The sequence below is a fragment of the Microbacterium sp. cf046 genome, from assembly GCF_900114345.1.
Classification (GTDB): domain Bacteria; phylum Actinomycetota; class Actinomycetes; order Actinomycetales; family Microbacteriaceae; genus Microbacterium.
Genome location: NZ_FOZJ01000001.1, coordinates 1,275,045 through 1,288,378, shown reverse-complemented (window position 1 = coordinate 1,288,378; position 13,334 = coordinate 1,275,045). Strand labels below are relative to the sequence as shown.

Sequence of the window (13,334 nt, the reverse complement as noted above, 5' to 3'; positions counted from 1 at the left end):
TACTCGGAGCGACCCTACCGCTCGAACCCCTCCGCGATCAGCTCGATGAGCTCCTCGCGCTCCTCCACCGGCAGGAACGCACCGGCGGCCGCGTTGAGCTGGAAGGTCTCGAGATCGTCGAGGTCGTACTCGAAGGTCTCGGACAGCAGTGCCAGCTCGCGGGTCAGGGACGTGCGGCTCATCGTGCGGTTGTCGACGTTCACGGTGACCGAGAACCCGAGCTGGTACAGCAGGTCGAACGGGTGATCGGCCAGCTCCTCGCCCCAGCGCTCGATCGCGCCGGTCTGAAGATTCGACGACGGCGACAGCTCGAGCGTGATCTCGCGGTCCCGCACCCACCGGGCGAGGTCGCCGAACTGCACGAGCACCTCGTCGCCGGCCCGCGAGACGACCTCGAGGTCCTCCGCGATGCGCACGCCGTGGCCGAGACGGATCGCACGGCCGTCGATGATCGCCGAGCGGATCGAGTCCAGTCCGGCGGCTTCGCCGGCGTGGACCGTCGCGGGGAAGAACTCCGACGCGAGGTAGTCGAAGGCGACCTTGTGCCGTGACGGCGGGAACCCGTCCTCCGGGCCGGCGATATCGAACCCGACGGCGCCGCGACCCCGCCACGCGACGGCGAGCTCGGCGATCTCCAGCGAGCGGTCGGTGTGGCGCATCGCCGTGATGAGCTGGCCGACGCGGATGTCGCGGCCCGACTGCTCGGCCGCCTCCTCACCCTCCTCGATGCCTGCCTGCACGGCCTCGACGACCTCGTCCAGGGACAGCCCGCGGCTCAGGTGCTGCTCGGGCGCCCACCGCACCTCGCCGTAGATCACGCCGTCCGCGGCGAGGTCCTCGACGAACTCGCGCGCGACGCGCGTGAGACCCTCGGTCGTCTGCATGACGCCCGTGGTGAGGTCGAACGTCTTGAGGTACTCCACCAGAGAACCGGAATCCGCCTTCTCGGCGAACCAGGTGCCCAGCGCGTCGCCGTCGCTCTCGGGCAGCTCCAGCCCGATCGCGTCGCCGAGCTCGATGATCGTCTGCGGGCGCACACCGCCGTCGAGGTGGTCGTGCAGGGACACCTTGGGCAGGCCCCGAACCGAGAGGCCCTGGAGCGTGGTGTCGCCGTGCTGATCGATCGGCATGTCGTCCTCCTCAGCGCTGGGCGTGCGCCCGCGCGGTTCGGGTGGTGGGATGGCTGGTCGGATGCGTCATTGGCGGATGCTGCGGCCTCACGCGGTGATCCGCTCGAGGACCAGCGGGTTGCGGTCCGGAGCGTCCGACCCTACCTCCCATGATCCTTCGAGCGCCTGCAGTGCGCGTTCGAATCTGGTCTCATCGTGCCCCAGCAGCGTGAACAGCGGCTGACCGGCGGTGACCTCGTCGCCCGGCTTCGCGTGCAGGTCGATGCCCGCGGCGTGCATGACGGGGTCCTCCGCGCGCGCCCGGCCGGCGCCGAGCCGCCACGCCGCGACGCCGAACGGCAGCGCGTCCATGCGCGTCACGAAACCGGACTCGGGCGCGTTCACCGTGTGCGTCTCGCGGGGTTCGGGGAGGGCGGCATCCGGGTCGCCGTCCTGCGCGCGGATCATCGCGCGCCACGAGTCCATCGCCCGACCGTCCGCCAGCGCCGCCTCGACGTCGGCGTCGGGCTTGCCCGCGAGCGCCAGCATCTCGCGGGCGAGCGCGACCGTGAGCTCGACGACATCGGCGGGGCCCCCTCCGGCGAGCACCTCGACGGATTCGCGCACCTCGTTGGCGTTGCCGATCGTCAGGCCCAGCGGGACGTTCATGTCGGTCAGCAGCGCGGTCGTGGCGACGCCGGAGTCCGTGCCCAGAGCGACCATCGTGCGGGCGAGCTCGCGGGCGCGCTCGACGTCGCGCATGAACGCGCCGGAGCCGAACTTGACATCCAGCACGAGTGCATCCGTGCCCTCCGCGATCTTCTTGGACATGATGCTCGACGCGATCAACGGGATCGCCTCCACGGTGCCGGTGACATCGCGCAGGGCGTAGAGCTTCTTGTCCGCGGGTGCGAGACCCGAGCCTGCGGCGCAGATGACGGCGCCCACATCGCGCAGCTGCTCGAACAGCTCGTCGTTGCTCAGCGCGGCGGTCCATCCCGGGATCGACTCGAGCTTGTCGAGCGTGCCGCCGGTGTGACCGAGCCCGCGGCCGGACAGCTGCGGCACGGCGACGCCGAAGGACGCGACGAGGGGCGCGAGCGGCAGCGTGATCTTGTCGCCGACGCCGCCGGTGGAGTGCTTGTCGACGGTGGGCTTGCCGAGGCCCTCGAAGCTCATCCGCTCGCCCGACGCGATCATCGCCTCGGTCATCACGCGGATCTCGTCGCGGCTCATGCCGTTCAGCAGCACCGCCATGGCGAACGCCGCCATCTGCGCGTCGGCGACGTACCCTCGCGTGTAGGCGTCGATGAGCCAGTGCAGCGCGTCCGCGCTGACCTCGCCGCCGTCGCGCTTGGTGCGGATGACGTCGACGGCGTCGTGGCGCTCGACGGCGGGTCCCTGACCCTGTCGCAGGGTCATCTCGACGCCTCCTCGAGCTCCCGCGGTCCGAAGGCGTCGGGGAGCACCTCGTCGATCGTCCGGATGCCGGACACGGTCTCCAGCAGCATCCCGGGGATCGCGTGCTCGTACAGCAGCTGGCGGCAGCGGCCGCACGGCATGAGCGTGCGGCCCTGGCCGTCGACGCAGACGAACGCGACGAGCTTGCCGCCGCCCGACATGAACAGGTCGCTGACGAGCGAGCACTCCGCGCACAGCGTCACGCCGTAGGAGGCGTTCTCGATGTTGCAGCCCGAGACGATGCGGCCGTCCGAGACGAGGGCCGCGGCGCCGACCTTGAAGCGCGAATAGGGCACATAGGCGAGCTCCTTCGCCGCGGTCGCCGCGGCTCGGAGTTCGTCCCAGTCGATGTCGGTCACAATGCGTCCTCCGATGGGTCGATGCGGGTCATGAGCGGTCGCCCCGCGAGAGAGTGCTCAGCGAAGGTGAAGACACACCTCACCCCTTGATGTACGGCAATCCGTCGGCAGCGGGCGCCCGCGAGCGTCCGACGACTCCGGCGACGACGAAGATCGTGACCAGGTACGGCAGCATGAGCATGAACTCGCTGGGGACGGGCGAGCCGATCACGCTGAGCGTGTTCTGCAGGCTCGAGGCGAAGCCGAACAGGAGCGCGGCGAGGGTGGCCTTGAACGGATCCCACTGGCCGAAGATCACGGCGGCCAGCGCGATGAAGCCGGCTCCTGCGGTCATCTCCTTGTTGAAGGCGATCCCGTTGCCGATCGTGAAGACGGTGCCGCCGAGGCCGGCGATCGCGCCGGCGAGCAGGACGTTCCAGAAGCGGGTCTGGTTCACCTTGATGCCGACCGTGTCGGCGGCCTGCGGGTGCTCGCCCACGGCGCGGAGGCGGAGGCCCCACCTGGTGCGGAACATGCCGAACCACACCAGCGCGACGGCGATGTACATGAGGTACACGATGATCGTCTGGCGGAACAGCACCGGGCCGAGCACGGGGATCTCGCTGAGGATCGGGATGGGGATGCGGTCGAAGCGCGGCGGGGAGTTCAGCAGCGCCTGGTTCGGCTGCAGCACCTGCGAGTAGAAGAAGCTGGTCAGGCCGATCACGAGCACGTTCAGCACGACACCGACGATGACCTGGTCGACCAGATACCTGATCGCGAACGCAGCGAGCACGAACGCCACGAGGACGCCGGCGAACATCGCCGCCACCAGTCCGAGCAGGGGCTGGCCGGTCAGGGTGGAGACGACAGCGGCGCTGAACGCACCGGCCAGCAGCTGACCCTCGATCGCGATGTTCACGACACCCGCGCGCTCGCCGATCACTCCGCCGAGTGCACCGTAGATGAGCGGGATGGCGAGGGCGACGGCGCCCGCGAGCAGACCCGCGACCGGGATCGTCGCACCGGCGGCGGCCCACGTGAGGAAGCCGACGATCGCGATGATGATGTATGCGGCGATCAGCCAGAGCGGGGTGTGCCGATAGCCGCGGACGAGCACCGCGGCGAACACCGTCAGCAGCACGAGCAGCGCGAAGACGACCCACGTGGTGAACGTGACGGAGACCGTGATCGCGGGCAGCTGGATCGCGTCCGCCTGCGTCGAGATGCGGAACGTCGTCTCGCCACCACGGGGTGCGGCGAGGATCAGGAGGGCGTACAGCACCGTGAACACGGCGAGGGCGATCGGCGCCTTCCAGCTGCGCACCTCCGCCTTGATGGGGGCCTGGGCGACGAGCGCTCCGTCCACTGCGACAGTCACTTCAGCACCGCCCCTGCCTCGGCCTTGAGCTGCTTCTCACGTGCCTTCTCGCGACGGCGCTGATCGCGCTCGGGCGAGGGCAGGAAGAAGATCGTGCGCACGAGCGGCGGGGCCGCGATGAAGAGCACGATGAGCGCCTGCACGACGGTGACGATCTCGATCGGCACGCCCTCGGCCGCCTGCATCGCGAAGCCGCCGGCTTTGAACGCCCCGAACAGGATGCCGGCCGCGAACGTCCCCCACGGAGTCGAGCGGCCGAGCAGCGCCACGGTGATCGCGTCGAAGCCGATGGACGCGTCGATGTCGGACGAGAACCCGGTCGTGATCGTGCCGAGCACCTGGTTGACGCCCGCGAGGCCGACCAGCGCGCCGGCGATCAGCATCCCGATGATGTACATGTTCTTGACGTTGATGCCGGCGACCCTCGCGGCGTTCGGGTTCTCGCCGACCGCGCGGAACTTGAAGCCGAGGCTCGAGCGGCTGAGGATCCACCACACGATGATCGTCGCGATGATCACGAGGATGAATCCGAAGTGGAGGTTGTACTGCGGCCCGAACAGCTCGGGGAAGATCGCGGTGTCCTTCATGGGCGGCGTCTTCGGGTTGCTCGAGCCGGGCGCCTGCAGCAGACCCGGTGTGCGCAGCATCCACGAGATGAGGTAGAAGGCGATGTAGTTGAGCATGATCGTCACGATCACCTCGTGCGCGCCGGTCCAGGCTTTGAGCGCGCCGGCGATGCCCGCCCACAGCGCTCCCGCGATCAGGCCGGCGATGAGGGCCACGATCATGTGCAGCCCCCACGGCAGATCGAGCGAGAAGGCCACCCATCCGGCTGCGGCGGATGCCATCAGCATCTGCCCTCGACCGCCGATGTTGAACATGCCGATGCGGAACGCGAGCGCCACGCCGAGGCCGGCCGCGATCAGCGGCGTGGCGAAGGTCAGCGTCTCGGTCAGGGGTCGGATGCCGCGCGCGAACGTCGGCGCCCCGAAGTTGTAGATCGAGCCCTGGAACAGCGCAGAGTACGCGCCCCAGACGGCATCCCAGGCCGCCACGATCGTGTCCATCGGTCGTGCGAAGAAGTACTGCGCCGCCGCCTGCACCTCCTCGTCGGTGAAGGCGATCATGATGCCGCCGACGATCAGGGCGAGCAGCACCGCGAGCACCGAGATGATCGCATTGCCCTGCGTGATCTGCAGGAACGTGGAGTGCCACTTCGAAGGCTCCTCCGGCGGTGTCGGCAGGGGCTCGTTCGTCGTGATCGACGCGCCGCCGGTGAGATTGTCGCTCACGCCGCGACCCCCTTGTCGTCGGTCGGCGCTTCGCCGGCCATCATGAGGCCGAGCACGCCGCGCGGGGTGTCGCCGGGCACGATCCCGATGATGCGACCGCGGTACATGACGATGATGCGGTCGGCGAGGGCGGTCACCTCGTCGAGTTCGGTGGAGACGACGATGACCGGGATGCCGGCATCCCGCGTCTCGACGATGCGCTTGTGGATGAACTCGATGGATCCGACGTCCACCCCGCGGGTCGGCTGCGCGGCGACCAGGAGCGAGAGATCGCGGCTCAGCTCCCGGGCCAGCACGACCTTCTGCTGGTTGCCGCCGGAGAGCGTGCCCACCGGGGCGGTGATGCCCGGGCCGCGCACATCGAACTCGGTGAACTTCTGCGCCGCGAACTCCGCGATGTACCCGAGGCGGAGGCCGCCGCCGCGCACGAAGGGCGGGCCGTTGGTGCGGTCCAGGACCAGGTTCTCGGCGATCGTCATCCGGCCGACGAGCCCGTCCTCGTTGCGATCCTCCGGCACGAAGCCGACGCCTTCGTCGAGGATGCGCCGCACGCTCGCGCCGACGAGCTCCTCGCCGCTGAGCTTCACCGAGCCCCGGACGCGGTTCTCGAGACCCACCAGTGCCTCGGTGAGCTCGGTCTGCCCGTTGCCCTGCACTCCCGCGATCGCCACGATCTCGCCCGCGCGCACGTCGAAGCTCACGTCGTTGACGACGATCTGGTCCTTCGCGTCGATGACGGTGAGGCCCTCGACCACGAGCGCGCGATCGCCGAGCTTCGGCTCGTCCTTCTGGACGGTGAGCTCGACGGCGCGGCCGACCATGAGCTCGGCCAGCTCGGCGTTCGTCGCGCCCGGCGACGCCTCGCCGACGACCTTTCCGAGGCGGATGACGGTGATGCGGTCGGCGACTTCGCGGACCTCGCGCAGCTTGTGCGTGATGAAGACGATCGAGGTGCCGGTCTCCTTGAGCTGGCGCATGATGCCCATGAGCTCGTCGGTCTCCTGCGGCGTGAGGACGGCCGTCGGCTCGTCGAACACGAGCACCCGCGCGTCGCGGGACAGCGCCTTGATGATCTCGACCCGCTGCTGCACGCCGACCGGCAGGTCTTCCACGAGCGCGTCTGGGTCGACGTCGAAGCCGAATCGCGCGGAGATCTCACGGACGCGCTTGCGGGCCGTCTCCAGATCCAGGATGCCGCCCGCCTTGGTCGACTCGTGGCCGAGCATGACGTTCTCGGCGACCGTGAACACCGGGATCAGCATGAAGTGCTGGTGCACCATGCCGATGCCCGCGCGCATCGCGTCGCCCGGGCCCTGGAAGTTCTGCACGATGTCATCGAGCAGGATGACCCCGTCATCGGCTCGGTACAGCCCGTACAGCACATTCATCAGGGTCGACTTGCCAGCGCCGTTCTCACCGAGGAGGCAGTGGATCTCTCCGGCCTCCACCACAAGGTCGATGTGGTCGTTCGCGACGAGGGTGCCGAACCGCTTGGTGATCCCGCGGAGTTCGAGCTTCATGCTCCAGATCCTAGTGAGAGGGTGCGTTCGGGTGCATCAGGTGCGCCGATCGGGACGGGCCCGATCGAGCCCCGAGGAAACGGAACGGGGAGGCTGGTCGCCCAGCCTCCCCGTCGCGCAGCGGGACTAGCCCGCGAGGTAGGACTCGACGGGGATCGAACCGTCGATGATGCCGGCCTGGATCGTGTCCAGCTCGGCCCGCAGGTCGGGAGAGACCTTCGACTCGAAGTCGTGGAACGGGGCCAGCGCCACGCCCTCGTTCTCGAGCGTGCCGACGAACGGCGCCGGGTCGAACTCGCCGACGCCGGCCGACAGCACGGCCTCCTGGACACCCACGTCGATCGCCTTGCGGATCGAGGTGAGCAGCAGGTCGGCGACCGACGGGTCGGTCTCGAACACGTCCGCGTCGACACCGAGCAGTGCGATCTCACGACCGGAGTCGCGGATCACCGATGCGGCGCTCTGGTAGATCGGACCACCGACGGGCAGGAGCACGTCGACACCCTGGTCGACGAGGCCCTGAGCGGCGTTGATCGCGTCCTGGTTGGCCGCGAAGCCACCGGTGAAGACACCGTCCTGAGCAGCGCGGTCCCAGCCGAGGACCTCGACCGTGTCGCCCTTCTCGGAGTTCCAGTACTCGACGCCCTGGGCGAAGCCGTCCATGAAGATCGAGACGGTCGGGAAGTTCATTCCACCGAACGTGCCGACCTTCTTGGCGGTGGAGTAGGACGCCGATGCGTAGCCGGCCAGGAATGCCGCCTGCGCGGTGTCGAAGATGATCGGCTTGATGTTCTCGGCATCCGTCGTACCGTCGAAGTCGTTGTCCACGACGTCGTCGATCGAGACGAACTCGATGTCGGGGTTCGCGATCGCAGCCTCGCCGGCGGCGGAGGCCAGCGCGAAGCCGACGGTGATGATGAGCGTGCAGTTCTGGTCGACGAGGCTCGTGATGTTCGGAGCGAAGTCGGCCTCGGAATCGGACTGGACCGCGACGTACTCGACGCCCAGCTCTTCGGAAGCAGCCTCCAGGCCCTCGAATCCGAGCTGGTTGAACGACTTGTCGTCGAACCCGCCTGCGTCGGAGACCATGCACGGCTTGAAGCCGTCGACGGCACCGCCGGCGGCGGAGGTTTCACTTGCGGCCGGCTCGGGTGCCGACCCGCAGCCGGCAAGGGCTACGAGCAGTCCGGCGGCGGCAACTACCCCGACGAACTTCTTGGTGGTAGAGATTGTCAACTCACGCCTCCATAAAAGGTGCCCCGCGGACTTCGCGGGCGACGGTGCCAAGTTACCGACTGTGACGCCGCGCTTGCATACCGGAAGCGCCGCTGGGCGCCAATGGTTACAAAGACGCAATGTCGGAGACACCCGCGCTGTCATGGGCGCGCGGGTCGGTTCGTCAGAGGACGTCGCCCCGGCCGGTGAGCTTGAGCGCGTCCACGACGCCCTTGACCCGCTGGGCGTGCTCGCTCGTGGTCACCAGCAGCGCATCCTCGGTGTCGACGATCACGATGTCCTTGACGCCGATGACGCTGATGATGCGCTGGGTCTGCGAGACGACGATGCCGCTGGAGGCATCAGCCAGGATCCTGGCGTTCTCGCCCAGGATCGCCAGATCGTTGCCGCGCCCGTGGGAGTTGAGCTTCGCGAGGCTCGCGAAATCGCCCACGTCGTCCCAGTCGAAGTGACCGGGGATGACGGCGAGTCGACCCTTGGCCGCGGCAGGTTCGGCGACGGCGTAGTCGATCGCGATCTTCGTGATGGTCGGCCACACCCGGTCCACGACCGGACCGCGGGCGTCGCGGTCGTCCCAGACCTCGGCGAGATCCATGAGTCCGGCGTAGAGGTGGGGCTCGTTCTCCGCGATCTCGCCGAGAAGCACATCCGCCCGGGAGATGAACATGCCCGCGTTCCAGAGGTAGGAGCGGTCGGCCACGTATTCGCGGGCTGTGCTGAGGTCGGGCTTCTCCACGAACTTCTCGACGAGGGCCGCCTCGGGGGCGCCCTGCACCCGCAGCTCGCCCGCCTTCCTCATGTAGCCGAACCCGACGGCCGGCTCGGTCGGCGGGATGCCGATCGTGCAGATGTACCCCTCGCGAGCGACGGCGACCGCCTGCTGGACCGCCCAGTCGAAGACCTGGGTCCCCCGGATCACGTGGTCGGCCGCGAACGACCCGATGATCACGTCGGGTTCGCGGCGGGACAGGATCGCGGCGGCGAGTCCGATCGCGGCCGCCGAGTCACGGGGTTCGGACTCGAGGAAGACGTTCATGTCGGCGATGCCGGGCAGCTCCTTCTCGACCGCGGCCCGATGGGCGCGGCCGGTCACCACGGCGATGCGATCAGGCCCTGACAGCGGCTCGAGACGATCCCACGTGTCACGCAGGAGCGAGTGGCCCGAACCGGTGAGATCGTGGAGGAACTTGGGGGCATCGGCACGTGACAGCGGCCACAGGCGGCTCCCGATACCGCCTGCGGGGATGACTGCGTAGAAGTCCTTGATGGGCTCTGACATGCGGCCAGCGTAGTCGCGGCCCTTGTCGGCGGCGTTTCGCACAGGTGTCCGGCATGTGTGCCGATTTCTCTCGATGTCGAGAGACTTAGGCTCGCCTCAGTCGCCCGCCGGCGCGCTGCGGTCCTAGGATGGAGGCGCGCCTGCGCATGGTCCGCTCAGGCTGGAAACGACCTCGCAGCGAGCAGGGAGGCGACCGTGTCCGCAGGCACACGCTTGACACCGTCGATATCCGAGACCACCTCGAAAGTCCCGCGCGGAACGCTCTACCGCGGGAACGAGGGCATGTGGTCGTGGGTGCTGCACCGCATCACCGGTGTCGCGATCTTCTTCTTCCTCCTCGTCCACGTGCTCGACACCGCTCTGATCCGCGTGTCCCCCGAGGCCTACAACGCGGTGATCGGCACCTACAAGAACCCGATCATGGCGCTGGGTGAAGTGGTCCTGGTCGCCGCGATCGCGTACCACGCCTACAACGGCCTCCGCATCATCGCCGTCGACCTCTGGCCGTGGGCGACGCGTCACCAGCGTCAGCTGTGGTGGGGAGTCCTGGGCCTGTGGGCGGTGACGATGGCGGGCTTCGCCCCGCGTCACCTCATGCTCGCGTTCGCACCGGCTGGAGGTCAGTGATGACCAGCGCGATCGCGGATCCCCGCTCCCCGCACACCGCCGTCCGCCGCTCGGGTCCGAACCTCGAGAAGTGGGGCTGGATCTACATGCGCGTCTCCGGCGTGTTCCTGGTGATCCTGATCTTCGGCCACCTGTTCGTCAACCTGATGGTCGGCGAGGGCATCCACGGCATCGACTTCGCGTTCGTCGCCGGGAAGTACGCGAGCCCGTTCTGGCAGTGGTGGGACGTGCTGATGCTGTGGTTCGCGCTCATCCACGGCGCGAACGGCATGCGCACGATCACGAACGACTACATCACGCACCAGAAGGTGCGGCGCGTCCTGGTGTGGGCGATCGGGCTGGCCGCGGCCTTCCTCATCGTCCTGGGCACGCTCGTGGTCTTCACGTTCGATCCGTGCATCGGATTCGACTCCGACACCGCCTCCTCCCTCATCACCGAGCTGTGCGCATAGGCGCGCCGCCCGAGAACCGACCCAGGACGGAAAGCATCTCGCAGTGAGCACCCAGACCGAAGGCTCCGTCGTCAAGGACGGCGTGCACTACCACCAGTTCGACATCGTGATCGTGGGCGCCGGCGGCGCCGGCATGCGCGCGGCGATCGAAGCAGGTCCGGGGGCGAAGACCGCGGTCATCTCCAAGCTGTACCCGACCCGCTCGCACACCGGCGCCGCGCAGGGCGGCATGGCGGCCGCCCTGGCGAACGTCGAAGAGGACTCCTGGGAGTGGCACACGTTCGACACGGTCAAGGGCGGCGACTACCTGGTCGACCAGGATGCCGCCGAGATCCTCGCGAAGGAGGCCATCGACGCGGTCATCGACCTGGAGAACATGGGTCTGCCCTTCAACCGCACGCCGGAGGGCAAGATCGATCAGCGCCGGTTCGGCGGCCACACGGCTGACCACGGCAAGACCCCGGTGCGTCGTGCGTGCTACGCGGCCGACCGCACCGGGCACATGATCCTGCAGACGCTCTTCCAGAACTGCGTCAAGCTCGGCATCAACTTCTTCAACGAGTTCTACGTGCTCGACCTGGTGACGGTGAAGGAGGACGACGGCAGCACGCGCATCGCGGGCGTCGTCGCCTACGAGCTGGCCACCGGAGACCTGCACGTGTTCCAGGCCAAGGCCGTGATCTTCGCGACCGGTGGCTTCGGCAAGATCTACAAGACGACCTCCAACGCCCATACCCTCACCGGCGACGGCGTGGGGATCATCTGGCGCAAGGGCCTCCCGCTGGAGGACATGGAGTTCTTCCAGTTCCACCCGACCGGGCTCGCCGGGCTCGGCATCCTCCTCACCGAGGGTGCGCGCGGCGAGGGGGCGATCCTGCGGAACGTGAGCGGCGAGCGCTTCATGGAGCGGTACGCCCCCACGATCAAGGACCTCGCACCGCGCGACATCGTCAGCCGCTGCATGCAGCAGGAGGTCGCAGAGGGGCGCGGAGCGGGTCCGCACCGCGACTACGTGCTGCTGGACTGCACGCATCTCGGCGCCGAAGTGCTCGAAACCAAGCTCCCCGACATCACCGAGTTCGCGCGCACCTATCTGGGCGTCGACCCGGTCGTGGAGCCGGTGCCGGTCATGCCCACCGCGCACTACGCGATGGGCGGCATCCCGACCAACAACGACGCGCAGGTGCTCTCGAACAACACCACCGTCGTCCCGGGTCTGTACGCCGCCGGCGAGTGCGCGTGCGTGTCGGTGCACGGCTCGAACCGCCTCGGCACCAACTCCCTCCTGGACATCAACGTGTTCGGCAAGCGCGCCGGCAAGAACGCGGTGGAGTACGTCCAGACTGCCGAGTTCGTGCCGCTCCCGGAAGATCCGGCCGCCGAGGTGCGGGGCCTGATCGAAGGCCTGCGAAACGGCGCCGGCACGGAGCGCATCGCCGTGCTGCGCAAGAAGCTGCAGGAGGAGATGGACAAGGGCGCGCAGGTGTTCCGCACCGACGAGTCGCTCACGCACGTGCTCGACGTCATCGAGGAGCTCCGCGAGCGGTTCAAGAACATCCACGTCGACGACAAGGGCAAGCGGTACAACACCGACCTGCTCGAGGCGGTCGAGCTCGGCTTCCTGCTGGATATCGCAGAGGTCGTGGTCGTGACGGCGCGCAACCGCAAGGAGAGCCGCGGCGGGCACATGCGCGATGACTACCCCAAGCGCGACGACGAGACTTACATGAAGCACACGATGGCCTACCTGTCGGGGGATGCCGGATCGTCGAACTCCGACGACCACATCCGGCTCGACTGGAAGCCCGTCGTGATCACGCGGTACCAGCCGATGGAGAGGAAGTACTAGCGATGGTGTCGACTCTCGTGGAGACCGCGGATGCCGCAGCCGACGTGGGCATCGCCCCGGCAGCGGACACCGGCATCCAGTCGTTCCTGGTGACCTTCATCATCCGCCGCTTCGACCCCGAGGTGGACGAGGAGCCGCGCTGGGTTGACTACGACGTCGAGCTGTACTCGACCGACCGCGTCCTGGATGCGCTGCACAAGATCAAGTGGGAGGTCGACGGCTCGCTGACGTTCCGCCGTTCGTGCGCCCACGGCATCTGCGGTTCGGACGCGATGCGCATCAACGGGCGCAACCGCCTGGCCTGCAAGACCCTGATCAAGGATCTGGACATCTCGCAGCCGATCTACGTCGAGGCGATCAAGGGACTCCCGCTCGAGAAGGACCTCATCGTCGACATGGAGCCGTTCTTCGCGTCCTACCGCGAGGTCCAGCCGTTCCTGATCGCCAACTCCACGCCGGAGAAGGGCAAGGAGCGCGTGCAGTCGATCGCCGATCGCGAGATCTTCGACGACACCACCAAGTGCATTCTCTGCGCGGCATGCACTTCGTCGTGCCCCGTGTTCTGGACGGACGGCCAGTACTTCGGGCCTGCGGCCATCGTGAACGCGCATCGGTTCATCTTCGATTCGCGGGACGACGCAGGGGACGTGCGCCTGGACATCCTCAACGACAAGGAGGGCGTGTGGCGCTGCCGCACGACTTTCAACTGCACCGAGGCATGCCCCCGCGGCATCGAGGTGACCAAGGCGATCGCCGAGGTCAAGCAGGCCATCCTGCGCGGACGCTAGCC

At 68.1% G+C, this 13,334-nt stretch carries 12 protein-coding genes; 4 read left to right on the top strand and 8 right to left on the bottom strand.

What is annotated here, in order from left to right:
• Window positions 1-14 precede the first annotated feature (14 nt).
• The 8 genes from BM349_RS05825 to BM349_RS05790 all read right to left on the bottom strand — a co-directional run bounded on the left by BM349_RS05825 (window position 15) and on the right by BM349_RS05790 (window position 9,616).
• Window positions 15-1,130 carry an adenosine deaminase gene (locus tag BM349_RS05825; RefSeq protein ID WP_091704320.1) on the bottom strand — a complete coding sequence of 372 codons (1,116 nt, stop codon included), beginning with the start codon at window positions 1,128-1,130 and terminating at the stop codon, window positions 15-17.
• Between the two features lie 87 nt (window positions 1,131-1,217).
• Window positions 1,218-2,531 carry a thymidine phosphorylase gene (locus BM349_RS05820; RefSeq protein ID WP_091704316.1) on the bottom strand — a complete coding sequence of 438 codons (1,314 nt, stop codon included), beginning with the start codon at window positions 2,529-2,531 and terminating at the stop codon, window positions 1,218-1,220.
• On the bottom strand, window positions 2,528-2,929 hold the full coding sequence (locus BM349_RS05815; RefSeq protein WP_091704313.1) for a cytidine deaminase: 402 nt from the start codon (window positions 2,927-2,929) through the stop codon (window positions 2,528-2,530). Before BM349_RS05815 ends, BM349_RS05820 begins: the two co-directional genes overlap by 4 nt.
• A 79-nt stretch (window positions 2,930-3,008) precedes the next feature.
• Window positions 3,009-4,289, bottom strand: a complete 1,281-nt coding sequence (locus tag BM349_RS05810) for an ABC transporter permease (protein WP_091704310.1) — start codon at window positions 4,287-4,289, stop codon at window positions 3,009-3,011.
• Window positions 4,286-5,533 (bottom strand): ABC transporter permease, encoded by a 1,248-nt coding sequence (locus BM349_RS05805; RefSeq protein WP_254773765.1) that lies wholly within the window; start codon window positions 5,531-5,533, stop codon window positions 4,286-4,288. The genes BM349_RS05810 and BM349_RS05805 overlap by 4 nt, the downstream gene beginning before the upstream one ends.
• Before the next feature lie 44 nt (window positions 5,534-5,577).
• Entirely contained in the window at window positions 5,578-7,101 is a 1,524-nt protein-coding gene (locus BM349_RS05800; RefSeq protein ID WP_091704307.1) for an ABC transporter ATP-binding protein, read from the bottom strand.
• Between the two features lie 126 nt (window positions 7,102-7,227).
• Entirely contained in the window at window positions 7,228-8,337 is a 1,110-nt protein-coding gene (locus tag BM349_RS05795) for a BMP family lipoprotein (protein ID WP_217645653.1), read from the bottom strand.
• Between the two features lie 163 nt (window positions 8,338-8,500).
• Window positions 8,501-9,616 (bottom strand): mannose-1-phosphate guanylyltransferase, encoded by a 1,116-nt coding sequence (locus BM349_RS05790; protein ID WP_091705049.1) that lies wholly within the window; start codon window positions 9,614-9,616, stop codon window positions 8,501-8,503.
• A gap of 195 nt (window positions 9,617-9,811) precedes the next feature.
• On the opposite strand from BM349_RS05790, the gene sdhC reads away from it, so the two are divergent.
• From sdhC to BM349_RS05770, 4 genes are read left to right on the top strand one after another with little or no spacing between them, the layout of a single operon-like run.
• On the top strand, window positions 9,812-10,243 hold the full coding sequence (gene sdhC / locus BM349_RS05785; protein ID WP_091704297.1) for a succinate dehydrogenase, cytochrome b556 subunit: 432 nt from the start codon (window positions 9,812-9,814) through the stop codon (window positions 10,241-10,243).
• Entirely contained in the window at window positions 10,243-10,695 is a 453-nt protein-coding gene (locus BM349_RS05780) for a succinate dehydrogenase hydrophobic membrane anchor subunit (RefSeq protein WP_091704293.1), read from the top strand. Before sdhC ends, BM349_RS05780 begins: the two co-directional genes overlap by 1 nt.
• A 43-nt stretch (window positions 10,696-10,738) precedes the next feature.
• The gene (gene sdhA, locus BM349_RS05775; protein WP_091704290.1) at window positions 10,739-12,544 is read left to right on the top strand and encodes a succinate dehydrogenase flavoprotein subunit; all 1,806 of its coding nucleotides are present in this window, start codon (window positions 10,739-10,741) and stop codon (window positions 12,542-12,544) included.
• 2 nt (window positions 12,545-12,546) lie between these two features.
• A complete protein-coding gene (locus BM349_RS05770) occupies window positions 12,547-13,332 on the top strand; it encodes a succinate dehydrogenase iron-sulfur subunit (protein ID WP_175525194.1) in 786 nt (261 codons plus the stop codon).
• Window positions 13,333-13,334: the final 2 nt, after the last annotated feature.